Raw genomic sequence first — 23,811 nt, 5'->3', positions numbered from 1 at the left:
ACTTCTCTATGCGTCCAAGCCGGCGCGAAGGTCAATCCCGTGCTCGGGCCCATCATCCGAGTCGCGTCGTCACGACGCTCAAGGCGGCGGCGCAAGCGTTCGACACGTTGAGGCTCTTGATCGGCCCCGGCAGATCGAGCCGCGCGACGGCGTCGCAGCGCTCGCGGGTGAGACGCCGCAAGCCCTTGCCCTCGGCGCCGAGCGCCAAAGCCAGCGGCTTAGACAGCGCGATGGTCGAGAGCGAATCAGCGCCTTCCGAGTCCAGCCCGATTCGGGCATAGCCGCGCTCAGCGAGTTCGTCGAGGGCGCGCGCGAGATTGACCACCGAGACGATCGTCACGAATTCCAGCGCGCCCGATGCGGCTTTGGCGAGCGCGCCGGAGAACTCCGGACTGTGACGCTCGGTGACGATCACCGCGTCGACGTTGAAGGCGCAGGCCGTGCGCAGAATGGCGCCGACATTATGCGGATCGGTGATCTGGTCGAGCGCCAGCACGATTCCGCTGTCGCTGACGATGTCGGAAATGTCCGCTTCCGGCAGCGGACGCGCCTCGAGCATCAGGCCTTGATGCACGGCCTCGGCGCCGAGCCTGCGTTCGAGATCGCGCGCGTCGACAAGGCGCGGCTCGAGTCCCGCCGCATTGGCGAGATCCTTGATGCGCGGCAGCGCCGTTTCGGTCGCGTAAAGCGTCAGCAGCTTGCGCCTTCGCGCCGTCAGCGCGGCGCGCACCGGATGGGCGCCGTAAAGCGCGACGACATCGGGCGAGGCGGGGCGGAACGGCCCACGCGCCTCGGCCGGCGGGGCAGGGGCGTGGCGGCGCTTCTCAGCCGCGCTGCGGTCTTTCGGCGGCGCCCGGCGAGTCATCGCAGCATGGCCGTCTTGACCCACCATCCGGGATGTTGGGCGCGGATGACTCGCGCCGCGCGGACGGCGTCGCGCCGCGTCGCAAACAGCGCGAAGCAGGTCGCGCCGGAGCCAGACATGCGCGCGAGCTTGCAGCCGCGCGCGGCGCGCAGAATCGCGAGCGCATCGACGATCACCGGCGCCTGAAGGCAGGCGGCGTCTTCGAGATCGTTGCGGCACTTTGCAAGTGCGGCGAGAAGCTCGGCTGCGCTTGGCTGCGCGTCGATCTCGATACGCGCGGCGCGCCCAAATGAAGCGCCAGGCTGCAGTCCGAGCGCGGCGAAGACCGGCGCCGTCGCGACCGGAACGCCGGGATTGATCAACACCGTCGGCAGCGGCGGCAAAACAATCGGAACGCCGAGACTTTCGCCAGCGCCGCGCATCATTCGGGCCTGCGGCTCAAGGCAGACCGGCACGTCAGAGCCGATCGCGCGCGCTGCTTCGTGAATGCGCGGGTCGTCGAGCGCGAGATCATTGGCTTTCGCCAAAAGGCGCATCGCGGCGGCGGCGTCCGACGAGCCGCCGCCGATGCCTGCCGCCACGGGCAGGCGCTTCTCAAGGCGAAATCGGCCGAGCCGCAGGCCAATTATTTCTTCTGAGAGCCTTAGCGCGGCGCGCAGCACGAGATTGTCGTCGCCGGCGCCGGCGGCCGAGGAGGTCGGTCCCGAAATGTCGAGCGACAGCGCTTCGTTCGGGACGAGGGACAGCATGTCGCCCGCGCCGGAGAAGGCCACAAGGCTTTCGAGCTCGTGGTAGCCGTCCTGCCGCCGGCCGAGCACATGAAGCGTAAGATTGATTTTCGCCGGGGCGCGAGTCGTCAGCATCTAACCCCGGTCTCCGCAAGTGGGGTGCGAATTCGCGGAGGCCGTCGAACTGGAGCGGGCGAAGGGATTCGAACCCTCGACCCCAACCTTGGCAAGGTTGTGCTCTACCCCTGAGCTACACCCGCATCCGTCGCGCCGGCAAAGCCTGTCGCCGAACCGTCGCGGGCGTCGTTATGCCGGAAACGAATTTGCTTTGCAACTGGGCGATGGGCCCGCCTTCGACGCTCCGGAAGGGACGGGCTCCCGGAGCGTCGCAGCTCTACTGGATCATGCGCGCCGTCCTGCCGGTGTGTCCTGTGATGTTTGCGCTGTCGGGCGAAATCCAATGCGGCGCCCAGGTGAGGCCGACGACGACGAAAGCTGTGATGCCGATCAGATACAGCAAGATTTTGCCGGTTTCGCGGTCGTGAACATTGACTGCCATTTGCTTCTCCCATTGTTCTCCGGCTGGCCGGAAGGAAGGGACGGCGACGGGCGATGCAGCGGTGACAGCCGCCGCCGTCCGCCAGGACAGCTACAGGGGGGACTGCCGTGGCTGACACGCAGTTTGCGGAGGCGGTTGTGAACAACAAGGACCACAGAGAGTATTTCATATAGTCAAATACTTGGTATCATCAGATTTATACTTCTTGGACCCAGGAGCCTCCGACATGTCTCACGCTTTGAGCGATCAAGACATCATCGATCTGCTCGCGCTCGAGCCGAACGCGACATGCGGCTTCGTCCGCATCACCTATATGAGCAAGCTCTCTATCGGCGCCGACGCGCTGCCGCCGCCTTTCGCACGCAGAGGACCAGCGGGTTCGGCGCTCTATTTTCTGGTGACGCCACATGCGCCGGTGCGGCTGCACCGGATTCGCAATGATCAACTCTATCATTATTACCTCGGCGACCCGCTGGAGCTATTTCTGCTCCACAACGACGGCGCCGCTGAGCGCGTCGTGGTCGGACCGGATTTGCGCGCCGGCCAGCGCGTGCAGCTGCTCATTCCCGGCGACACGTTTCACACGGCGCGGCTTTTGGGGCGCGGACGCTGGTTTCTTGGCGCAAGCACTGAATGGCCGGGCGTCACGCCGCAGGACGTCGAGATCGGCGAACTCGATCAGTTGGCGACAAAATACCCCGGCGTCGCGACTGAGATCCGCGCCATAGCGGCGTCGGTCAGAGACGTTCCGGCCGCGGGCGCTCCGAGATAACGTCTATTTGCATTCCTGCACGGCGCGGGCGAGCGCGTCCGACAGCCCTCTGAGCGAATAGGAGTCGGTGGTGTTCGTGCCTCTTGACGAAGAGGCCTTCACGATGAGCTTTGAGCCGCCGCGCAGCGCGCCGACGAATTCCCGCTCCCGCGCCTGATCCTTCACCCAGGCGTTGGCCCCCTTGGTGATCAGCTCGAAGCTGTCGCCGTCGATGTCGGCGATCGCCGCTGAGCCGTCCTTGGTCGGATAGCCCAGATTAATCGCGACTTCGTTGTGAATATTCTCGGCCGGCCGCGTCGAGATAAAGATATAGGCGGCGGAATCCTTGAGCTTCGCTTTTGGCGCGCGCTCCTTGGGCTGTCCGAGCGCATAGCAGGTCCGGCTGCGCCCGCTCTGGGCGGCGTAGGCCCCCCATTCTCCGAAACTGCCGAGCTGCTCCGGTTTTTCCGAGCCTTTTTTGGCTGAGGGCTTGTCGGTCTTTTCGCTTTTCGGGTCGTTCCTGGCCGGCTTGCGCTTGTTGGCGGACTTGCCGCCGGCGTCTTCAGCCGGCGCTTCTTCTCCCGGCTTGGGCTTCGCTTCCGCCGCGGTGAGAGCGAGGGCCACGGCCAGTCCGGCGGCGAGGGCGACGAAAAGTCTGGAGCGCGTGCGACACTTTCTAAGCATAGGCGCGGATTCTAACGATGGTGGCGGGCGCGAACAAGAGCCTAAGCGAAGCTCGAAGACATTGGGCTCCGGCACTGCTGAGCTTGGCCTTTACCATTGACAAGCACATAAGCCGCTGCTTTTTTATAGCGGAGCTATAGGCTGTGGGGTCGTCCGTGTTCGTAGCCGAATTTACCGTCGGCAGGCGCGCGCCTCGCGCCAGTTTGCGGCGTCTGCGTCGGGCAGGCGCGCGACTCACAGCCGTTGCGTTCGCACAGTTTTTTCTTGTTGCCGGCTTTACGCCGGTTTCAGCTCAGGAGAATTGCGCGCAGTTCTCCAACCCGGAGGAGCGCTATTATTGCGAGCGCCTGACAAGCGATCAATCCGCGCTGCTTCAGACTTTCGCCGGATATCCTAACTCGCCCGCGGGAAAAGACCTGCTCGACCGAAATCTCGCGGCGATTGAAGCCATCTATGCCGGCGCGACACAAAATCAGCGTGACCAAGCGAAGCTCAATCAAATTACGGGCCCCTTCATAACGGTGCAAGCCAATCTCTGGGGCATGATTTCAACATCGAGCGCATATCCGCTCAACGCCTCGTCTTTCACCAACTTTCCAAGCGTCGCGATCAACGCCCCTCTGGCGACGACGATCGTCGGCGAGATGAGCGACAACGCCCCACCTCAGGTCTACACAAAAATTGAAGACGTGCTGGCCAAGCTCAGAGACCATATTGAGCAAATCGGCACGCTTAAGGACAATTTCCACGCCTACAACGACTATTACGTACAGCAGCTCGGTCTCGTCACGAGTTGGGGCGGGTCGGTCTCCGATCCATTCACCAACGACCTGCGCCCCTACCAGGTGTCGAAAGCCATCGCCGACAATCCGTTCACGAATCCGGATTGCGCGACGGCGTCGCCGACCACGAACTGCTTGGGGTGGGACACGAACCAAACCGTGCCGTCGTTCCCCAGCGGCCATTCGATCATGGGCAACACTTCGGCCCTTTACTACGCCATGCTGATGCCTCAGGCGTATCAGAGCATGATGGTGTCGGCCCAGCAGTTCGGCCTGAGCCGGAACATTCTGGGCGTGCACTATCCGCTCGACATCATCGGCGGGCGGGTGCTGTCTTACTACCTCATGACGCAACTCATGGCCGGCGAGCCGCTCTACGCCGACGCCTACAAATTTTATACAGGCGGCGATGATTTCGCTACGCAGTTCAAGGAACTCTATAAGGATCTGCAAGAACACATCCGTGACGTGGCGGGCGCATCCGCCATTGCCGTGCCCTATGCCGATTGTGCTGGCGCGGCCGTGGCGAATTGCATCGCCAATGGCGTTTTCCCGACCGCCAGCGCGCTCACCGCCGCCAACCAGGCCTATGTGTCGCAGTCGACTTATGGTCTGCCGTCGATCTTGCCGGCGAGCAGCGGGAATGTCGCGCCGGCGAATTCCAATCTCCTGATCGCTTCACGCTTTCCCTATCTCAGTTCCTCTCAGCAGCTTGACATTTTGACGTCGACCCTGCTGCCGGCGGGCGTGCCGCTCGATGACGGCAGCGGCTGGGCGCGACTGAACCTTTACGCGGCGGCCGGCGGCTACGGCGCGTTTAATTCAGGGACGGTGTCGGTGACGATGGACGCCTCGAAGAACGGGTTCCACGCCATCGATTTTTGGACCAACAATATTAGCGGCAGCGGCGGGCTCGCGCTTTCCGGTTCCGGCACGCTGGTGCTTGGCGGCGACAACACTTACACCGGCGGCACGACGGTTGGCTGCGCTCCAGGCATCGGCTGCGCGACGCTGGCGTTGAGCGGAACGATGGTCGGCGACCTCACGACCATGCGGGGCGCGAGCTTCGTCACGGGCGGCGGCTATCAGGTGGCCCCAGGTTCGACGCTCGTCAACGGCGGCGTTTTTCAGTCAGTCAACGCTTCGCTTGTGAATCTGGGAACGCTCTCGAACACCGGCGACATGCTGAGCAACCTCGTCAACGGCGGTGACGCGACCAATGCTGGCGTGATCTTTGGCAATGTCTACAATTTCGGATTCTTCTCCAACGCCAACAGGGTGAACGGAGACTTCGTCAACGCGGGCGTGCTGGCGGGCGGCGGCGAGATAAACGGCGACGTGCTCAACGGCGGCGCGATCGCTCCTGGCGATTCGATCGACACGCTCACGATCGCCGGCGATTATACGCAACAGGCGGGCGGCTCGTACCAGGTCCAGGTCCAAGGGGACGGCGGAAGCGATCTCATCCAGGTCGGCGGCGCGGCTGTGATCCAGGGCGGCGCGGTCAATGTCTATGCCATGCCTAGCTCCATTCTTGGCATGCGCACAACGTACCGCATCGTGAACGCCGCCGGCGGCCTCTCCGGGGCCTATGCTTCGGTCAACGAGAACTATCCCTTTCTACAATCGAGCCTGAGTTGTGATTCCAACGGCGTCTATCTGAACACGCAGGTTGGCGGGTTTGCAGCGGCGGCGCGCACGCAGACGCAGTTAGCCGTCGGCGCGGCGCTAGACGCCGGCGTCAACATGGCCATCGGCGATTTTGCCGCGGTGCTCGGCGCTCTGGCCGTCAACACCACGTCCAACGCCCAGGCCCAAGCGGCCTTGACGGCGCTGAGCGGCAATGAATACGCCGCTTTTTCGAGCGCCATGGTGCAGGGCGCGCAGCTTTTTATGAATAATTTCGCGAATATGAACAATTTCGCAGATCAGGCCAGCCGCGGCTCGACGAACGGCGCTTGGTATGCGCTGGCCGAACCGTGCAAATACGCTTGCGATGCCACGTCCCGTCCGGTTTGGAGCGTTTGGGGCGGTCCCCTAGGGGGACTAGGCTCCATCGGCGCAGACGGGAGCACCGGCAAGGTCACCTACAATTTCGGCGGCTTCGCCGCTGGGGTTGACCGGACGATCACGCCCAATGTGCGGGTCGGCGTCACAGCGGGTTATCTCGCGGGCAGTCAATGGATCGGCGGCTTCAACGCCAAGGGCGGATCGGACACCGTTCTGGCGGGCCTCTATGGGGGTTACGCCGAAGGGCCGATTTACGCCGACGCGCTCGCCGGCTACGCCTACAGCGCCAACAAAATGTGGCGCAACATCTCGCTTCCCGGACTGCCTCAACGCGCCGTGAACGGAGTCGCAGGCGCTAACCAGTTTTACGGTCAGGCCGAGACTGGCTATCGGATCGACATTGGCGCGCCGGCAAACGCCTATGTGACGCCGTTCGCGCGCCTTCAGGCCTATACAGGCGTTCAGAACGCCCTCAGTGAGACCGGCGGGCAATCAATCAACCTTCGCCTGGCGCGGCAGACCGCCAACTCAGCGCGCACGGTGATCGGCGCTCAAGTCGGTGGTTTCATCGATCTCGGTTGGCGCGAGAAGCTCGCGTTGCAGTTCAGGCTGAACTGGAGTCATGAATTTGCCGACACGGCTCGTCCGGTAAGCGCATCATTCGTCGGCGCGCCGCTGATATCGTTCACGACCTATGGCATTGCGCCGAGGCGCGACGGCGCGGTAGTCGGCTTTTCGGCGAACACCGCGGTCGCCACCGCGACATCCCTCTATTTCCGCTACGACGGCAATTTCTCCGACCGCGACAACGCTCACGCGTTCACCGGCGGCGTACGAATGGCCTGGTGAGGAATTCGTCCCGCGGTTTTCGTTCTCGACGATAGGGCCTTGTTCGCAACCAGATGGTTCAGTCCCGGCGCAAGCGTTCCTCTTTTTTGGCCGCCATCAGATAATTAACGTCGGTGTCATGGCTCTTGCGCCAACGTCTGGTCAGCGGCTGGTAGCTCATCCCGGCGCGATCTATTTCCCGCATGCCGCCCTGGCGCAGCCATGACGAAAGCTCGTCCGGGCGGATGAATTTGTCATGGTTGTGCGTGCCTTTCGGCACCCAGCCGATCACATATTCGGCGGCGACGATCGCCAGCAGATAGCTCTTCATGGTCCGGTCGATCGTCGCCAGGAAGAGGAGTCCGCCGGGCTTCAGCAGCCGCCCGAGCATCGCGACGAATTCGCGCGGCCCTTCGACATGTTCGATGACTTCAAGCGCCGCCACCGCGTCGAACTGCTCGCCGGCTCCGGCAAGGTCTTCGGCGGTAATATTACGATAGTCGATGTCCAGTCCGGATTTTTCGGCGTGCCGTTTCGCGATGGCGATGTTGTTGGGCGCCGGATCGACCCCCGTGACTTGCGCGCCGAGCTGCGCCAGTGATTCGCTCAATATGCCGCCGCCGCAGCCGATGTCGGCGACGCGCACGCCCTCCAGAGGTCTTTCGCTCCGCGCATTCAACGCGCCGGAATCATGCTGGATGAAGCGGCGCACGTGGTCGCGAATGTAAGCCACTCGAACGGGGTTGATCTCGTGGAGAATCCCCATCTTGCCACTCTTGTCCCACCAGAGTTCGGCCAACCGGTTGAAGCGCGCGACGTCTTCAGGGTCGACGCTGGCGGAGTGGGGAGGAGACTGTTCGGGCAAAAGGAAGCCTCGCGAAGATGCGGAGAAATTAGGTAATTGCACCGGCCTGGTCCCTTGCGCCGCCGCCGTTGACAGGCCTGCCGGCGCGGACACATATAGCGCCGCTTCCCGCGGGACGCGAGAGTCCCGCCTAATTTCCGGTCTTCATGTCACGCCTGGTCATGAAATTCGGCGGCACGTCGGTCGCCACAGTCGAACGCATCCACAATGTCGCGCGCCACGTCAAACGCGAGGTCGACGCCGGGCATCAGGTCGCGGTCGTCGTCTCGGCGATGGCCGGAAAGACCAATGAACTTGTCGCCTGGTGCAAAGAGGCGGCGCCGCTCTGCGATCAGCGCGAATATGACGTCGTCGTCGCCTCGGGAGAACAGGTGACGGCCGGGCTTCTCGCAATGGCCCTGCAGAAGGCGGGCGTGCCGGCGCGCTCCTGGCTCGGCTGGCAGGCGCCAATCTACACGACCGCCACGCATGGCGCGGCCCGCATCGAGTCGATCGACGGCGCAGGCATCGTCGACGGTTTCGGCCGCGGCGAAGTCGCGGTCGTCGCCGGCTTTCAGGGCGTGCATCGCGAAAGCGGCCGCATCACGACGCTCGGGCGCGGCGGCTCGGACACAAGCGCCGTCGCGCTTGCCGCGGCGATCAGAGCGAATCGGTGCGACATCTATACGGACGTCGACGGCGTCTACACAACCGATCCGCGCGTCGTGCCGAAGGCGCGCCGCATGGACAAGGTCGCCTTTGAAGAAATGTTAGAGATGGCGTCGTTGGGCGCGAAGGTTCTGCAAGTGCGCTCCGTCGAAGTCGCCATGGTGCATGGCGTGCCGACCTATGTGCGCTCGTCCTTCGACGATCCGGAGAATCCGGGGCAGGGCACGCTGATCTGCAACGAGGAGGACATTGTGGAAGCCCAGATCGTCACAGGCATCGCCTTCTCGCGCGACGAAGCGCAGATCACGCTTCGGCGCGTCGCCGATAAACCGGGAGTCGCCGCCGCGGTGTTCATGCCGCTGGCCGAGGCCGGGATCAACGTCGACATGATCGTCCAGGTCGTTTCCGAAGAGGGCATGACGGACATGACCTTCACAGTGGGAACGACCGATTATGAGCGCGCCTTCGACATCATCGAAAAGGTCAGGGATGCGGTCGGTTTCGCGCATATCACCGGCGAGAAGGACGTCGCGAAGATTTCGGCGATCGGCATCGGCATGCGTAGCCACGCCGGCGTCGCGGCCCGGGCATTCCGCGCGCTCTCCGAAAAGGGCGTCAATATCCGCGCGATTACCACGTCGGAAATCAAATTTTCGGTGCTGATCGACGAGGCCTACACCGAACTCGCCGTTCGCACGCTACATTCGCTCTACGGGCTCGACGCCGCATAGCTTGCAGGTATGGCCACGCTTGAAGCCGGGACTTGCCGCGACATCTCTCCCCGCAATGCAATGTTTGCGTGGAGGACGTCCAATGGAAGAACTCACCACCAACGTCGTCGCCGATACGAATCTCGATCCGAGGATCGCCAAGGCGGCGCTCGGCCTCGTGCTTGGTTTCCTGCGAGACAAGGATAAGACCGGCAATATTGAGGTCATGATCGCCAAGATGCCGCGCGCCCAGGAAGTCATCGAAGCGTCGCAATTTGTCGGCGATGGCGGCGTCACTCAAGTGATCGAAGGCATGACAAGCTTCATCGGTCATGGCCGAGCTGACCTAAACATTCTCGCCGGACAGCTCGAAAAGCTCGGGATCAGCGAAGCTCAAACCGACGCCCTGGTGCGCCAGGTTCTGAAGCGCGCCGAGGTTGTCATTGGCGCCGATGGCGCTGAGAAGATTCGGAGAATCTTGCCCGCGCTACGCGAGCGCACCGATTTGCCGACTGATTTGCGTCATTCAGCGTAATGCTCCCGCTGGCGCGCGGGCCGCGCGCCAGCCTTTTCCGATCTCGCTGGCGCCCGAAGCGCGAACGGAGCGACGCTTGCTTTTCCTCCCCGTCGCGGCGACATTCCTCGCGTTTTCAGACTGCGAAGTGGGAGTCCACTATGGATGAACTTGTGGCGCGCGTTTCCGCGGCGCTTGGGGTTGACGCGCAGGTTGCGCGGACCGCGATCGGCATCGTGCTGGGCTTCCTTCAAAAGGAGTCGCCAGACGGCGCAGTCGCGGAATTGCTGGACAAGCTTCCTGGCGCGCGCGAGGCGATCGAGTCTGCTGAATCTGCCGGCCGCGGAGGCGGTCTCGGCGGATTGATGGGGGGCATGGGCGGGCTGATGGGGCTCGGCGCCAAGCTTAACAGCGCCGGCATTGGCATGAATCAGATCCAAGCGCTCGGTCATGAGATTTTCGGTTATGCCGAAGCCGAGATCGGTCCGGAAAAGCTCCGCGAGATCGTCGACTCAGTTCCTGGCCTCGCGCAGTTCGTTTAACGCCTGAGACTTCCGATCGTCACGCCGCCAGCGCGAAGCGCGCCGATAAGCGCGCCGGCGTAAACGAGCGCGCCGGCGAGGCCGAGCGCCGCCAGCGCGATGAGATTGGCGAGCGCGCCAAAATGCGCGCCGAGCGCCAGCGCCGATGAACGGCCGAAAATGGCGACGGCGGTCAGAAAGGCGCAGGCGATGAATGTCGCGCCGAGCGTTTTGACGAAAACGCCGTCAAAGCGCATCCAGTGCTGGCCGAGCGCGACGCCGACGAGCGCGGCGAGATTGATCCACAATCCGACGGATGTCGCCGTCGCGAGTCCGACGGCGCCAAGCGGGCGAAACAGCGCGACTTTCAATGCGACATTCGCGGCGAGCGCCGCAAGAGCGATGAGCATCGGCGTCCTGGTGTCGCCGCGCGCCTGAAAGCTCGCCCGCGCCGAGGCGATCAGCACCAGCGCCATCAGACCTGCGCCATAGGCGGCGAGCACGTCGCCCGCGGCATAGGCGTCGGCGGCTGAAAATTTTCCGCGTTGGAAGAGTCCTGCGACGATCAGTTCCGGAATCGTGTCGAAGGCGATGAAGAACGGCGCCGCGAGCGCGACGGTGAGCGCCATGGTTCGGCTCTGTGCGTGATGCGCGCCATCTTCGTCGCCTGCGGCGAGGCGCCGGCTCATTTCCGGCAACAACACAGTGCCGGCGGCGATGCCGATCACGCCGACGGGAAGCTGGTAGAGCCGCTCCGCATAGGAGATCGACGAAACGCCGCCGTCCGGAAGCATCGAAGAGAGAATCGTATCGGCGAGCACGGCGATCTGCGGGCTCGCCGAACCGATGATCGCCGGCCCAAGGCGGATAAAAAAATCGCGCACGCGCGGCCAATGCGGCTTGCGCAGGCGCTTCAGGACGCCGATGCGCCGCGCCTGCCACATCAACAATCCGAGCTCAAGAACGCCGGAGACCGTAATCCCCCAACTTGCCGCATAGCCGGCGTTGGGAAAAAGAAAGGCGACCGCGAGCGCGGCCATCACCGAAAGATTCATCAGATTGGGCGCAAAGGCCGGAAGCGCGAAACGGCCATGCGCGTTCAGCGCGCCCATATGCAGAACGAAGAGCGTGATGAACAGCAAATAGGGAAAGGTGATGCGGGTGAGATTGACGGCCAGAGCGAATTTTTCCGGACGGTCGTCGAGGCCCGGCGCGAGCAGCGAGACGAATTGCGGCGTCAGCGTCCAGACGATTGCGAGCAAAATGATCTGCGAGGCAAGAAGCAGCGTGTAGACTTCTCCGGCAAATTCTTCGGCCGCCACGTCGCCCTCCTGCTCGATCGCCATCGAATAGGATGGAACGAAGGCCGCATTGAACGCGCCTTCCCCGAAGATGGAGCGAAAGCTGTTCGGCAGGCGTTGGGCGATAAAAAAAGCGTCGGAGATGGCGCCGGCGCCCATGATCGCCGACTGCATCGCGAGCGACAGAAATCCTGTCACGCGAGAGAGCAGGGTGAAGCCGCCGACCGAGAGCAGATTGCGAATCATCGCAACCGTCCTAGCAGGATTCCGTTAAGCCTGCGCTCCCCTCAATGTTCGGGGCAATGCAGAGAATATCCGCCGGTTATGGTGGCGAGTTCATCGCCTTCGCCGCGCGACCAGCGAATATTCGCGCTCCGGCGGCACTTGTCGGAAATGCCCGCGCCACGCTCATAGGTCGCGATGTCCTTCTCGGCGTCGACCGTAAAGCCATCGTCGCGCAATTCGTCGATGAGATCGTCGACCTCGGTCGATCCGACGTGGAAGCGTTCGGCGAGCCGCGACAGGAACACCTGCTGGTCGGCCTCTGTCTTTGATTGTGGCAGGCCCTCGAGCAGGCTCGGAACGCCGCTGGCCGCCGCGAAGCGCCAGATGCGCACGCCGAAGGCGGCGAACAGCGCGATCAGCGCCGCCGCGATGATGAGGTTTCTGCCGCGCAAGGGCGAGCGGCTGGCGTTGGAACTCATGAAATTGCGTCTCGTTAGTGATGTGCGGCGGTGGCGCATTAAGTCGGCGCCGCGAACTAAATGCGCCAACTCCGGCTTATTCGCGACCATGCGAGCCTGGAGGCTCGCGGTTCAGGATACGCCCGCCCTTGGAACGCGAGCCTCCTGGCTCGCTATAGCTCCAGCGACCGATTCAGTTATGTCACGGCTTCGCCGAACCGGCTCGGCAATCCGGTCCCTGCGCCTATTGCGACGGGTCGCTCGCCTTTGCCTTGGCCTCCCGTGCGCCCAGCCTCTCGGCGACGAGATAGAGCGGCCTTCCCTTTACCTCATTAAAGATGCGCGCGACATATTCGCCGATCACGCCGAGCGAAATCAGCTGAATGCCGGAAAAGAAGGCGATCGAGACCACCAGAGTCGGAAAACCCGGCGTATCGACGCCAAACAGCATGGTGCGGGCCCAGTAGTAGCCAGCCATGGCGAGGGCGAAGGCCGAAATCAACAGTCCGACATAAGTCCAGACCTTGAGCGGAATCGAGGAGAAGGACATCAGGCCGTCGAGCGCGAAACGCGTCAGCCGCGCGAAGTTGAATGTCGACCTTCCGGCCGCGCGTTCGTCGACGTCGAACGGCACCCCGATCGACTTGAAGCCGATCCAGGCGAAAAGGCCCTTATTGAAGCGGGCGCGTTCGCGCATGGTGAGAAGCGCATCGACCGCCTGCCGGTCGAGGAGACGGAAGTCGCCGGCGCCGGGCGGCAGCCGCACGTCGCCAAACTTTTCCAAAAGGTGGTAGAAGACGCCGGTCAGCGCCACGCGCAGCTTTGGGTCGGTCGCGCGATCGATGCGCTGGCCATAGACGTTCTTGTAGCCTTCCCGCCATTTTTCGATGAATTTCGCGATGACTTCCGGCGGGTGCTGCAGGTCGGCGTCCATGATCACGACCGCGCGTCCTTTGGCGTGATCGAGTCCGGCGGCGATCGCCACCTCCTTGCCGAAATTGCGCGACAGCGACAGGGCGCAAAAGCGCGGCTCCTCGGTGCAAAGGTCGCGCAGAATATCCAGGCTCTCGTCGGCCGACCCGTCGTCGACAAAGACGGCCTCGTAGGAGACGTCGCAGGCGCCGAGGGCAGCCTCGATTCTGGCGGCCAGCGGCCGAAGGTTTTGCGCTTCGTTAAAAAGTGGGATGACAAGCGAGACATCTGGGCTGTTCATGGCTGGGTTAAACCAATATTTAATGGAGCGGCATAGGGATCATCGCCGGATTCGGAGAGGCAGGCCGATGGCTAAGGAGCAGGTTGTTGCACTGTGCGCGGACGATTATGGCCTGTCTTACGGGGTGAGCGCCGGTATTTTGGAGGCGCTCGACGCGGGAAGGATTACCGCCGTCTCGGCGCTGGTGAACGGTCCTCTGTGGCCTGCGATGGGGCTAGAGCTGGTTCGCCACGGACGAGACGCCGACGTTGGCCTGCATTTCAATCTCACCTTGGGCCGGCCGCTCTCGTCGATGCCCAAATTCGCGCCCGATGGCGAATTCTCGCCGCTCGCCCAAGTCGTCAAGATGGCCTATGGCAGGCGGCTGCCGTTGGACGAAATCCGCGTGGAAATTGACCGGCAGTTCGACAGGTTCGAAGCCGTCATGGATCGCCCGCCGGACCATGTCGACGGCCATCAGCATATCCACGTGCTTCCCGGCATCAGAACGGCGCTGCTTGACGCCATGGCGGCGCGAAAATTTGGCGGCCGGGTCTGGCTACGGGATGCGGGAGACGGCGTGCATCGCATTCTTGCGCGCCGCGCCAACGCCCGCAAAGCGCTCTCCGCGCTTTCGCTGGCCAGCGGTTTTCGCCGGGAGGCGCGCCGGCGCGGTTTCAGCGTCAACGACGGCTTCGCGGGATTTTCGGATTTCCATCCAAGCTTCGATTACGCGAAAATCTTTCAAAGCTATCTTCGGGCGCCTGGCCGTCGACATCTCATCATGTGCCATCCCGGCCATGTGGATGAAGACCTGCGAAATCTCGACCCGGTGACGATCACCCGCGAACAGGAGCTCGCCTTTCTTCTGTCGTCCAAACTGCCGGAGATGCTGGAGAAGCGCGGCCTTCGTCTGGCCCGTCTATCGCAAGCGGATAAAAGGCCGTCAGTCGCGCAAGCGGCCGCGGCTCAGTAGATTCCCTCAAAGGAGATCGGCGTCCGCTTCTTGCCGTCCTTGAGATAAATGTCTTTCAAGAAGGACGCGCGCCGGCGGTTGAAATCCTGAAGCCACCAGCCGTCGCCCAGTGGATCGAAAACCGGCGCGTCGGTCCGACGAAATATGCCGGTCGAGCCAACGAACTCCAGCTTCTCGAACATGCGGTCTTCGCTCAGGAAGTCGGCGAGCCGGCTGATGGTCGGAATATGAATGTCGTCGACGACCAGAAGTCCGTCGGTCTTCAGATGGGGATAGAAGTAGTAATATTCGAGATCGGGAAACGGAAAGCCGTGCGGCCCGTCGATCAGGACGAGGTCGTAAGGTACATGATCCTCGTAGCGCGGCAGCGTGAACTGAGTCGGACCGAAAACGAGGTCGAGACGATCTTGCCGTGTCGCCGGACAGTTCAAGAAATAGTCGACGCTGGAGTTTTCCTGTCCGCGATCGTCATAGCAGAAGACCTTATGCCGATCGGCGACGCGCGACAGAAATATTGTCGATTTGCCGCAGCCCGTTTCCGCCGAAGCGATCGAGGTTCCGGTCAGTAGCCGCTCGATGCGCAGCAAAGTCCGCAGCGGCATCGATCCCGCGCTGTGCGCGAAGCCGTGGTCGCGCTCATAGTCGCCGATTTCGGCGGCGATAGTTTTGTCGCGCGTCGCCTCGGCCCGTAGCGGACCCGGCATCGACGAGATCGGGGAGCTCCATAGCCTTCGCCGAGCGCGGCTGATCAGCTTGCGAAGGAAGGAAGGCATGGCTCCTGAGGGTTTTTGAGTTTCGGGAGAGGGTTTATAGCAGCGGCGGCGGCGCCAAGAAAGCGATCGGCGGCTTTTCGCTTCGATCGCCTGTCCGATACGAAATCTTCAACTGATTTCAATATCTAAGCCGACGTCGAACGCCGGGGCCGAGTGCGTCAGCGCGCCGACGGAGATGAGATCAACCGCCGTCTTGGCGATCTCGGCGACGTTCGAGAGCGTGACGCCGCCGGAGGCTTCACAGATCATTCGACCGCCGACGAGCGCGACGGCGCGGCGCAGATCGTCAACCGTCATATTGTCGAGCAGCACGGCGTCCGCTCCCTCTTCGAGAACTTCCCGCAGTTGGTCGAGGGTGTCGACTTCGATTTCCACTTTCACGAGATGGCCGACATTCGCTTTGGCCGCTCTGAGCGCGGCAGTGACGCCGCCGGCGACGGCGATGTGATTGTCCTTGATGAGCACGGCGTCGTCGAGGCCGAAGCGATGATTGACTCCGCCGCCGCAGCGCACGGCGTATTTTTCCATGGCGCGCAGCATCGGCGTGGTTTTGCGCGTATCGCAGATGCGCGCCGACGCGCCGGCGACCGCGTCGACGTAGCGTGCGGTGAGCGTGGCGACGCCTGAGAGCCGGCCAAGAAAATTAAGCGCGACGCGTTCGGCGGAGAGGATCGCGCGAGCTGGGCCGGACACGAGCGCGATCAGCGTTTCCGGCGCAATTCGGTCGCCGTCGTTCGCCTGCGCCTCGAACATTATGTCTCTGTGCGTCAGCGCGAAGGCGGCGCGCGCCGCTGCAAGTCCGGCGACGACGCCGCGGTCGCGGGCGATGATGGCCGCCTGCGCCTCCGCGTTCGCGGGGATAGTCGCCTGCGTCGTCACGTCGCCGACGCGGCCCAGATCTTCGGCGAGCGCGGCGCGCACCGCCGCCTCAACCAGCATCGGCTGCAATTCGAAAATCATGCCTCGACCTCGTCGGCGATACGCAGGATGGCGTCGAGCGTTTTGAGAGAACGTCGCGCGAGCGCCGCGTCCTGCTGCGGAAAATCGGCGCGGAAATGCGCGCCGCGGCTCTCGCGCCGCGCTAGCGCCGCCGTCGCGATGATGAGGCTCGTCGTCAGCATGTTATGGGCCTCGATGTCGCTCGTGCGCGACATCATCCGGCGGATCGATCGCACCGCGACGGCCAGTCCCGCGCCAGTGCGGATGACGCCGACATGCGCGGACATCAGGTCGCGCAGCTCCTCGATCACGGCAAAATCGCGGTTGCGCGGTGCGGACTCAATTCGATCCGCCTGCGGCCGGCGCTCGAATGGCGAATGCAGAGTCGCGCGCACATCCGCCGCGACGCGCGCGCCGAACACGATCGCTTCGAGCAGAGAATTCGACGCGAGGCGGTTCGCGCCGTGAACGCCAGTCGACGCCACTTCGCCGACCGCCCAAAGCCCGTCGAGGGTGGTGCGTCCGCAGGCGTCGGTCCAGACGCCCCCCATATGGTAATGCGCCGCGGGCGCGATCGGGATCAGTTGGCGCGAAGGATCGATTCCGGCGCTCATGCAGCTTCCGTAGACCGTGGGAAAGCGCGTCGGGAATTCAGCGCCTACCGCAGATCTGGCGTCAAGGAAGGCGCCATTGCCGGCCTCGATGCTGGCGAAGACTCCCCTCGCGACGATGTCGCGGGGCGCGAGTTCGCCGGCTGGATCGATGTCGAGCAAAAAGCGTCGGCCGTTGCGGTCGACGATCGCCGCGCCTTCGCCCCTGAGGGCTTCCGTCGCGAGCGGCGCGGGATCGGCGTCGATGTCGATCGCCGTCGGGTGAAACTGAACGAATTCCGCGTCGGCGATCGCCGCGCCGGCCCGCGCCGCCATGGCGACGCCGATCCCGCGCGCCTCCAAAGGATTGGTCGTGACCCGGTAAAGATGGCCGATTCCGCCGGTCGCGAGAATGAGCGCCGCGCAGGGCATGTCATGGATTATGCCGGCGTTGTCGCGGGCGCGAACGCCGACCGCGCGACCGGCGCGCATCACGATTTCCTGCGCCGAATGGCCTTCGAAGACATGGATTGACGGGGTTCTGGCGACTTCCTTCGCCAGCGTATCCATGATCGCTCGCCCGGCGACGTCGCCTTGGACGCGGACGATCCGCCGGCGCGAATGCGCCGCCTCCTGCGACGGGAGGAAGCCGCCGACGGCCGATCGATCGAAGGGCGTTCCCATCGCCGCCAAATCTTCGACGCGCGCGCGCGCTTCCTGCGCCATGCCGAGCGCGATGTCGCGCTCGACGATTCCGCCGCCCGCCGCCACCGTGTCATTGGCGTGGTTTTCGGGCGTGTCGCCTTCTTCGACGGCGGCGGCGATGCCGCCCTGCGCCCAAAAGGACGCGCCGCTGTATCCGATCGGCGTCGGCGCAAAGATCGCCACCGGCGTCGGCGCCAGCTTTAGCGCGCAGAATACGCCTGCGAGCCCGCCGCCGACGATAATGATGGAGGGCAAATCCTCGCGCATTTTCCGCTAGTCGATCGCGACTGCGGCGAGCCGGGCCAGCGCTCCGGCTTCGCGGGCGACAGCTGATTCGACAAGACTGCGCCCCCGCGGCGGCAAGGCCAGGGCGAGGGCCGCCGCATGGCCCCTGGGCGACATTTTGCACAAGGTCTTGCCGAGAATGTCGACGAGCTTGTCGTCAGGGTAATCGCGGTGCTTTTCGAGAAAATCGTCGAAGTAATGTTCGAGAAAGACGATCGCGGCGATATTTTCGAGCGCTTGCGACTCAGGGTCTTTCTTGAGTTGCTCCTTGCGGATCAGCGCGCCAACATGAGCGATCGCCGGCGCGTCATAGCCATGTGCGCGCATGATGTCGGCGACGAGATTGGCGTGATGGATGCGGCAGGCGCGCCGCCAGTCGTTGTAGCCGCGACGGCCTTCGTCATAGTCCGCGCGTTCGATCTCCCAGCGGCGCAGATGCTGCGCGCGCGCCGCGATTTTGAGCAGGTCCGAGGCGTCGGGGTAGAGCGCGGCTAGCCGCGCGCTCATGCGCTCGGCATAGACAAGTTCGAAGGCGCGGCCCTCGATCTGGCGAGGATCGTCGGCATTGGCGGCGTCGATGGCCGCAATCGTCGCATCGAGCGCCGGCATGGTCCGCCCTGTTCAAGAGAGGTCGAAGCGGCCCGCAGTCTAGCCCAGATCGATCATCCGTTGCACGCTGCGGCGCGCGCGCGCGGCGATTGCGGGATCGACGGTGACTTCTTCACGGACGTAAAGCAGGCTGTCGAGGATTTTCGGCAGCGTGATCCGCTTCATATGCGGGCAGAAGTTGCAGGGCCGCACGAATTCGACGTCAGGCGTTTCGGCGGCGACATTGTCGGCCATCGAGCATTCGGTGACGAGTAGCACGCGGGCTGGCTTCCTGCTGCGCACGAAGTCGATCATCGCCGCCGTCGAGCCGGCGAAATCGGCGACCTCGACCACTTCGCGCGGACATTCCGGATGCGCCAGCACCTGCACGCCCGGGTGATCGGCGCGATAATTCTCGATCTCTTCGGCAGTGAAGCGCTCATGCACCTCGCAGGCGCCATGCCAGGCGATGATTTTCACCTTCGTCTGCGCGGCGACGTTCTGCGCCAGATAGCGGTCGGGGACCATGATCACGCGATCGGCGCCGAGGCTCTCGACGACTTTGACCGCGTTCGACGAGGTGCAGCAGATGTCAACTTCGGCCTTCACGTCGGCTGATGTGTTCACATAGGCGACGACGGGAACGCCGGGATATTTCTTGCGCAAGGCGCGCACGTCGGCGCCGGTGATCGACTCCGCAAGCGAGCAGCCGGCTTTAAGGTCGGGCATGAGCACGACCTTGTCCGGATTAAGCAGCTTCGACGTCTCGGCCATGAAATGCACGCCGCCCTGGACGATGATCTCGGCGTCGGATTTCGCCGCGAGCTTGGCGAGCTGCAGGCTGTCGCCGATGTGATCGGCGACGCAATGGTAGATTTCCGGCGTCATGTAATTGTGCGCGAGAATGGTGGCGTTGCGCACATGTTTGAGATCGTTGATCGCCTTGACGTAGGGCGCGTGGAAAGGCCATTCGACCGGCGGAATGACTCTCGCCACGCGTTCGTAAAGATGCGCGGTCGCGGCCTGAACCTCTGGCGTCCATTCAAGAACTGGGCGGGGCAGGACCGGAAACCGGCCGTTCGGGCCGACGCAAAGCGCGTTTGCAGGAGGCTCGCGCAGGGGGCTCGACCCGCTGCGCACATCGCCGATCAGTTGAGTCATCATTCAACGCCTCGTACTTATACTCAAAGTGAGTATAAGTAGACCCGATAAAATCTCCGAGACGGGTCCCCGCCCGGAGCGTTCAAGCCTTCAAGACTAAGCCGCGATTAACGATCTCGCAACCGTCGTCGCAAAAGACATGTGCTCGGCGCGAGCATATGTCAAGAGAAAGACAGGCGCGGGAGAGCTTCAACGACAAGGCGACAGGCGCTTCCGGCGCCGGGCAAAGCTGCTATAGACGGCGCATGCAAACTGGGACGACGCAGGCTTTTTTCCCACACCGGCACCTTCTCGGCATCGAAGGGCTGAGCCGTCCCGACATTGAGACGCTGCTCGACATGGCCGAGGAGGCGATCGAAGTGTCCCGGCGGGTCGATAAAAAGCGTTCGAATCTGCGCGGACGCACGCAAATCAATCTGTTCTACGAACCCTCGACCCGCACCCAGGCGTCCTTCGAAATCGCCGGCAAGCGTCTGGGCGCCGATGTGATGAACATGTCGGTGGCGCGCTCCTCGGAATCGAAGGGCGAGACGCTGATCGACACGGCGGTGACGCTCAATGCGATGCGGCCCGACATTATCGTCGTCCGTCATTCGCACGCCGGTGCCGTCCATCTTCTGGCGCGGAAGGTCGATTGTTCGGTGGTCAACGCCGGCGACGGCGCCCACGAGCATCCGACGCAGGCGCTGCTCGACGCGCTGACGATCAGGCGCAACAAAGGCCGCATCGAAGGGCTGACGGTGGCGATCTGCGGCGACGTTCTGCATTCGCGCGTCGCTCGCTCGAACATTCTTCTCCTCGGTGCGCTCGGCGCCGTCGTGCGGTTGATCGGGCCCTCGACGCTCGTGCCGGACAGCCTGTCGAGGCTCGGCGTCGACGTATTTCACGACATGCGACGCGGGCTCGACGGCGCCGACATTGTCATGATGCTGCGGCTTCAGCGCGAGCGCATGGCCGGCGCGATGACGCCGAGCGCGCGCGAATATTTCCATTTCTTCGGGCTTGACGAGGACAAGCTCGCCTGCGCCGCGCCGGATGCGCTGGTGATGCACCCGGGGCCGATGAACCGCGGCGTCGAAATCGACACCAACGTCGCCGACGGCGCGCGCTCGCTCATTCGCGAACAGGTCGAGATGGGCGTCGCGGTGCGGATGGCGGTGCTGGAAGCGCTCGCGCAGCATCTGCCAAATGTGTAAGCTTGGCGAAAATCAATGATCCCAGGGGAGTAATATGGTCAAGCTCGTCCGCTTCGTAGGACTCATCATTCAGTCGATCCTGATCGAGTTCTTGCACGTCTTCGGGCTTGTCGCTTTCCTCCTGGCGGTGGCGCTCGGCTACTTCCGGCTGCCGTCCTGGATCGTGCCTGTCGTCGGCATCGTCTGCGGCGTCATCGCCGACAAATTCGTCGATCAAACCGAAGTGATCAGTCTTTTGGAGAAGGCGGCGTCCGCCAATCAGCGCGGCGGCTTTTTGGTAATCGTCTATATCGTGATCGTTGCGGTCGGCTATGTCGTCGGCGCCTATACGAGACAGGCGCTGCATGGCCGCAAGACGGCGCAGGCCGCGCCGCCCCCCGCGCCGAAGCCGAGTCCCGCGCCGAAGTCGCAGCAAAAGCGCAACCGAGGCGGATCGTCGAAACGCTGAAACGCGCTGGCGCTCGCGCGGCGCCGACGCCTTACAGTCCTTCGAAGAGCGCCGTCGAGAGATAGCGCTCCGCGAAGGAGGGGATAATCACGACGATATTCTTGCCAGCGGCTTCGGGTCGCCCGGCGATTTCCAGCGCGGCGGCGACCGCGGCGCCGGACGAGATGCCGACCGGAATGCCCTCGATCCGGGCCAGCAGCCGCGCCGTCTCAAACGCCGTCTGATTGCCGATGGTGACGATCTCGTCGATGACGCTGCGGTCGAGAATCGGCGGCACGAAGCCCGCGCCGATGCCCTGAATTTTATGCGGACCCGGCGGGCGTCCGGACAGCACCGCCGAATCTTCCGGCTCCACGGCGACGACGCGCAGGGCGGGGCGGCGCGCCTTGAGCGCCTGGCCGACGCCGGTGATCGTGCCGCCAGTGCCGACGCCGGAAACGAAATAGTCGACTTCGCCATTGGTGTCGTTCCAGATTTCCTCCGCGGTCGTCGCGCGGTGAATTTCGGGATTGGCGGGATTTTCGAACTGCTGCGGGATGATGGCGTCGGGGTTCTCGGCGGCGAGTTCGCTGGCCTTGGCGAGCGCGCCCTTCATGCCCTGCGAGGCGGGGGTGAGCACCAGTTCGGCGCCGAGCAGCGCCAGCATCTTGCGCCGCTCGAGCGACATCGACTCCGGCATGACGAGGATCAGACGATAGCCGCGCGCCGCCGCGACGAAGGCCAGCGCGATCCCGGTATTGCCCGATGTCGGCTCGATCAACACCGATTTGCCCGGCGCGATCCTGCCGCTGTTCTCCAGCGCCTCGATCATGCTGACGCCGATGCGATCCTTGACGCTGGCGATCGGATTGAAGAATTCGAGCTTGGCGAGGAGATTTGCCTCGACGCCGCGCTCTCGCGCCAGCCGGTCAAGCCGAACGAGCGGCGTATCGCCGATCGTTTGGGTGATTGAATCATAGATTCGGCCTCTGCCGGGTTTCGTCGGCGGGGTGAACTTCGGCGCTGGCTGCAACATGTCGAACTCCTGAAGGAAATCGGGACTAGATCGAGAGTTTGATTCCGACGAAGGCCATGACGCTGGCCAGCGCCGGGCGCAAATAGCGATCTGGAACGCGGGCGGCCAGATGGGCGCCGATGGCGATTCCAGGAATTGAGCCGACGAGCAGCGAGAGCAGAAGCAGCCAGTCGACGCCGCCCATCAACCAATGCCCAAAGCCGGCGATCAGAGTTAGCGGCACCGCGTGGGCGATGTCGGAGCCGACGAGGCGCGCAGTTGGCGTATGCGAATACAGGGCCAGCAGCACGGTCATGCCGATCGCGCCCGCGCCGACCGAGGAAATCGACACCAGGACGCCGAGAAAGGCGCCAAGGGTCACCGTCAAGCCGAGCAGGCGCTTGTCGCTCATGTCGCTGACGTGTTTCGCGATATGATCGAGTAGCCACCGACGAAAGAAGATAGAGGCGGCGGTGAGCAGGAGGGCGAATCCCAGAGCCGAGGTGATCAGTCCATTGGCCGCGTGACCGCTCGACTTGCCCAGCCAGGAGAGAAGAACAAGGCTTGCGATGGTCGCCGGCACGCTGCCATAGGCCAGCCGGCGCGTGATGCGCCAATCGACCGTGCCATGCAGGGCGTGAACGAGCGTGCCATTGGTTTTGGTGACGGCGGCATAGAGCAGGTCGGTGCCGACGGCTGTGGACGGGACCACGCCGAACACGAGCACCAAAAGCGGCGTCATCAGCGCGCCGCCGCCGACGCCGGTGAATCCTACAAGCGCGCCAACCGCGAAGCCGGAAATGGAATAGAGCGGATTGATTGCGCTCAACGCGTCGAAAATTGCCGCCATTTCCCTTTTCCCGCCGAGGCCCAGAACATACTCTATAAAATGGGTCGACTTTGTCAACTCGAGCCGTTGGCCCGGCAGTCCCAAATTATAGCAAACCGGCAGACTTGCAGTAGAATGCCGGCGAAGCAGGCAATCCGGGCGATCGCCGCCGACCCCAAAGGCCGAGAGGATGCTGACGAAAAAAGCCAAATACGGTCTCAAGGCGATGGTTCATCTCGCCGGGGTGCGGCCGGGAGAGACCGCCCTGGTCGCGGACATCGCCGCCTCAAACCAAATTCCAAAAAAATTTCTCGACGCAATTTTAGGAGAGCTGCGCAACGCCGGATTCGTGCATTCCAAAAAGGGCAAGGGCGGCGGCTATATGTTGGCGCGCCCGCCCGAGGAGATCGGCGTCGGCAATATTGTGCGCGCGCTCGACGGGCCGCTGGCGCCCATCCAATGCGCAAGCAAGACCGTCTATCGTCGATGCGACGACTGCGTCGATGAGACGCGCTGCGCGGTGCGTCTCGTCATGCTCCGCGCGCGCGACGCGATCGCCGAAGTGCTCGATAAGACGTCGCTTGAACAGATGCGCCGTTTGGGGGTCAGCGGCGATGGCGTCCCGCTGCTCGTCGACGCGGAGTTGTGAGCCGCTAGCCATGGACATGTCGCAAGCCGGTGCCTAT

24 protein-coding genes and 1 tRNA gene are annotated in these 23,811 nt (G+C 63.5%); 9 read left to right on the top strand and 16 right to left on the bottom strand.

The window, feature by feature from the left end:
• Positions 1-52: 52 nt before the first annotated feature.
• The 4 genes from AB7I51_RS07150 to AB7I51_RS07135 all read right to left on the bottom strand — a co-directional run bounded on the left by AB7I51_RS07150 (position 53) and on the right by AB7I51_RS07135 (position 2,152).
• Complete coding sequence (locus AB7I51_RS07150) at positions 53-865, bottom strand: TrmH family RNA methyltransferase (protein WP_428403588.1); 813 nt, start codon at positions 863-865, stop codon at positions 53-55.
• Complete coding sequence (locus AB7I51_RS07145; RefSeq protein WP_428403587.1) at positions 862-1,728, bottom strand: 4-(cytidine 5'-diphospho)-2-C-methyl-D-erythritol kinase; 867 nt, start codon at positions 1,726-1,728, stop codon at positions 862-864. Before AB7I51_RS07145 ends, AB7I51_RS07150 begins: the two co-directional genes overlap by 4 nt.
• A gap of 50 nt (positions 1,729-1,778) precedes the next feature.
• Positions 1,779-1,853, bottom strand: a tRNA-Gly gene (locus AB7I51_RS07140).
• A 134-nt stretch (positions 1,854-1,987) separates the two neighbouring features.
• Entirely contained in the window at positions 1,988-2,152 is a 165-nt protein-coding gene (locus AB7I51_RS07135) for a hypothetical protein (protein ID WP_428403586.1), read from the bottom strand.
• A 226-nt stretch (positions 2,153-2,378) separates the two neighbouring features.
• Here AB7I51_RS07135 and AB7I51_RS07130 point away from each other — a divergent pair, with 226 nt between their 5' ends.
• Positions 2,379-2,924 carry a cupin domain-containing protein gene (locus AB7I51_RS07130; RefSeq protein WP_428403585.1) on the top strand — a complete coding sequence of 182 codons (546 nt, stop codon included), beginning with the start codon at positions 2,379-2,381 and terminating at the stop codon, positions 2,922-2,924.
• Between the two features lie 3 nt (positions 2,925-2,927).
• On the opposite strand, the gene AB7I51_RS07125 is transcribed toward AB7I51_RS07130, so the two are convergent.
• Complete coding sequence (locus AB7I51_RS07125; RefSeq protein ID WP_428403584.1) at positions 2,928-3,527, bottom strand: invasion associated locus B family protein; 600 nt, start codon at positions 3,525-3,527, stop codon at positions 2,928-2,930.
• Positions 3,528-3,742: 215 nt separating this feature from the next.
• Here AB7I51_RS07125 and AB7I51_RS07120 point away from each other — a divergent pair, with 215 nt between their 5' ends.
• A complete protein-coding gene (locus tag AB7I51_RS07120) occupies positions 3,743-7,228 on the top strand; it encodes an autotransporter domain-containing protein (RefSeq protein WP_428403583.1) in 3,486 nt (1,161 codons plus the stop codon).
• Positions 7,229-7,286: 58 nt separating this feature from the next.
• Here the strand turns inward: AB7I51_RS07120 and ubiG are convergent, their stop codons facing one another.
• Positions 7,287-8,072, bottom strand: a complete 786-nt coding sequence (gene ubiG / locus AB7I51_RS07115) for a bifunctional 2-polyprenyl-6-hydroxyphenol methylase/3-demethylubiquinol 3-O-methyltransferase UbiG (protein ID WP_428403582.1) — start codon at positions 8,070-8,072, stop codon at positions 7,287-7,289.
• Positions 8,073-8,218: 146 nt separating this feature from the next.
• Here ubiG and AB7I51_RS07110 point away from each other — a divergent pair, with 146 nt between their 5' ends.
• The 3 genes from AB7I51_RS07110 to AB7I51_RS07100 all read left to right on the top strand — a co-directional run bounded on the left by AB7I51_RS07110 (position 8,219) and on the right by AB7I51_RS07100 (position 10,486).
• The gene (locus AB7I51_RS07110; protein WP_428403581.1) at positions 8,219-9,451 is read left to right on the top strand and encodes an aspartate kinase; all 1,233 of its coding nucleotides are present in this window, start codon (positions 8,219-8,221) and stop codon (positions 9,449-9,451) included.
• Positions 9,452-9,533: 82 nt separating this feature from the next.
• Positions 9,534-9,965, top strand: coding sequence for a hypothetical protein (locus AB7I51_RS07105; protein ID WP_428403580.1), 432 nt, complete (start codon positions 9,534-9,536; stop codon positions 9,963-9,965).
• 140 nt (positions 9,966-10,105) lie between these two features.
• A complete protein-coding gene (locus tag AB7I51_RS07100; RefSeq protein WP_428403579.1) occupies positions 10,106-10,486 on the top strand; it encodes a DUF2267 domain-containing protein in 381 nt (126 codons plus the stop codon).
• On the opposite strand, the gene murJ is transcribed toward AB7I51_RS07100, so the two are convergent.
• The 3 genes from murJ to AB7I51_RS07085 all read right to left on the bottom strand — a co-directional run bounded on the left by murJ (position 10,483) and on the right by AB7I51_RS07085 (position 13,662).
• Complete coding sequence (gene murJ / locus AB7I51_RS07095) at positions 10,483-12,012, bottom strand: murein biosynthesis integral membrane protein MurJ (RefSeq protein WP_428403578.1); 1,530 nt, start codon at positions 12,010-12,012, stop codon at positions 10,483-10,485. The genes AB7I51_RS07100 and murJ overlap by 4 nt on opposite strands.
• A 41-nt stretch (positions 12,013-12,053) precedes the next feature.
• Entirely contained in the window at positions 12,054-12,470 is a 417-nt protein-coding gene (locus AB7I51_RS07090) for a hypothetical protein (protein ID WP_428403577.1), read from the bottom strand.
• A gap of 223 nt (positions 12,471-12,693) precedes the next feature.
• A complete protein-coding gene (locus tag AB7I51_RS07085) occupies positions 12,694-13,662 on the bottom strand; it encodes a glycosyltransferase family 2 protein (protein WP_428403576.1) in 969 nt (322 codons plus the stop codon).
• A gap of 67 nt (positions 13,663-13,729) precedes the next feature.
• Between AB7I51_RS07085 and AB7I51_RS07080 the strand changes: the two genes are divergently transcribed.
• Complete coding sequence (locus AB7I51_RS07080; protein ID WP_428403575.1) at positions 13,730-14,617, top strand: ChbG/HpnK family deacetylase; 888 nt, start codon at positions 13,730-13,732, stop codon at positions 14,615-14,617.
• Here AB7I51_RS07080 and AB7I51_RS07075 read toward each other — a convergent pair.
• From AB7I51_RS07075 to nadA, 5 genes are all read right to left on the bottom strand, one after another.
• Positions 14,611-15,321 (bottom strand): class I SAM-dependent methyltransferase, encoded by a 711-nt coding sequence (locus AB7I51_RS07075; protein ID WP_428403574.1) that lies wholly within the window; start codon positions 15,319-15,321, stop codon positions 14,611-14,613. The two genes, AB7I51_RS07080 and AB7I51_RS07075, sit on opposite strands and share 7 nt — an antisense overlap.
• 177 nt (positions 15,322-15,498) lie before the next feature.
• On the bottom strand, positions 15,499-16,350 hold the full coding sequence (gene nadC, locus AB7I51_RS07070; protein ID WP_428403573.1) for a carboxylating nicotinate-nucleotide diphosphorylase: 852 nt from the start codon (positions 16,348-16,350) through the stop codon (positions 15,499-15,501).
• On the bottom strand, positions 16,347-17,891 hold the full coding sequence (locus AB7I51_RS07065; RefSeq protein WP_428403572.1) for an L-aspartate oxidase: 1,545 nt from the start codon (positions 17,889-17,891) through the stop codon (positions 16,347-16,349). The genes nadC and AB7I51_RS07065 overlap by 4 nt, the downstream gene beginning before the upstream one ends.
• Positions 17,892-17,897: 6 nt before the next feature.
• On the bottom strand, positions 17,898-18,518 hold the full coding sequence (locus AB7I51_RS07060; protein ID WP_428403571.1) for a DUF4202 domain-containing protein: 621 nt from the start codon (positions 18,516-18,518) through the stop codon (positions 17,898-17,900).
• Between the two features lie 39 nt (positions 18,519-18,557).
• On the bottom strand, positions 18,558-19,658 hold the full coding sequence (gene nadA, locus AB7I51_RS07055; RefSeq protein WP_428403596.1) for a quinolinate synthase NadA: 1,101 nt from the start codon (positions 19,656-19,658) through the stop codon (positions 18,558-18,560).
• A 245-nt stretch (positions 19,659-19,903) separates the two neighbouring features.
• On the opposite strand from nadA, the gene AB7I51_RS07050 reads away from it, so the two are divergent.
• Positions 19,904-20,854: an aspartate carbamoyltransferase catalytic subunit gene (locus AB7I51_RS07050; RefSeq protein ID WP_428403595.1), complete on the top strand. Its 951-nt coding sequence runs from the start codon at positions 19,904-19,906 to the stop codon at positions 20,852-20,854.
• 34 nt (positions 20,855-20,888) lie between these two features.
• Positions 20,889-21,302: a hypothetical protein gene (locus AB7I51_RS07045; protein WP_428403570.1), complete on the top strand. Its 414-nt coding sequence runs from the start codon at positions 20,889-20,891 to the stop codon at positions 21,300-21,302.
• A 31-nt stretch (positions 21,303-21,333) separates the two neighbouring features.
• Here the strand turns inward: AB7I51_RS07045 and cysK are convergent, their stop codons facing one another.
• A complete protein-coding gene (gene cysK, locus AB7I51_RS07040; protein ID WP_428403569.1) occupies positions 21,334-22,317 on the bottom strand; it encodes a cysteine synthase A in 984 nt (327 codons plus the stop codon).
• A 25-nt stretch (positions 22,318-22,342) separates the two neighbouring features.
• Complete coding sequence (locus AB7I51_RS07035) at positions 22,343-23,146, bottom strand: sulfite exporter TauE/SafE family protein (protein WP_428403568.1); 804 nt, start codon at positions 23,144-23,146, stop codon at positions 22,343-22,345.
• Between the two features lie 169 nt (positions 23,147-23,315).
• On the opposite strand from AB7I51_RS07035, the gene AB7I51_RS07030 reads away from it, so the two are divergent.
• Positions 23,316-23,774, top strand: coding sequence for an RrF2 family transcriptional regulator (locus AB7I51_RS07030; protein ID WP_428403566.1), 459 nt, complete (start codon positions 23,316-23,318; stop codon positions 23,772-23,774).
• The last annotated feature ends 37 nt before the right edge of the window (positions 23,775-23,811 follow it).

It is taken from the genome of Methylocystis sp. (assembly GCF_050246715.1).
GTDB lineage: Bacteria > Pseudomonadota > Alphaproteobacteria > Rhizobiales > Beijerinckiaceae > Methylocystis.
The sequence above is the reverse complement of the archived record's forward strand: the minus strand, read 5'-3'. Positions and strand labels throughout refer to the sequence as shown.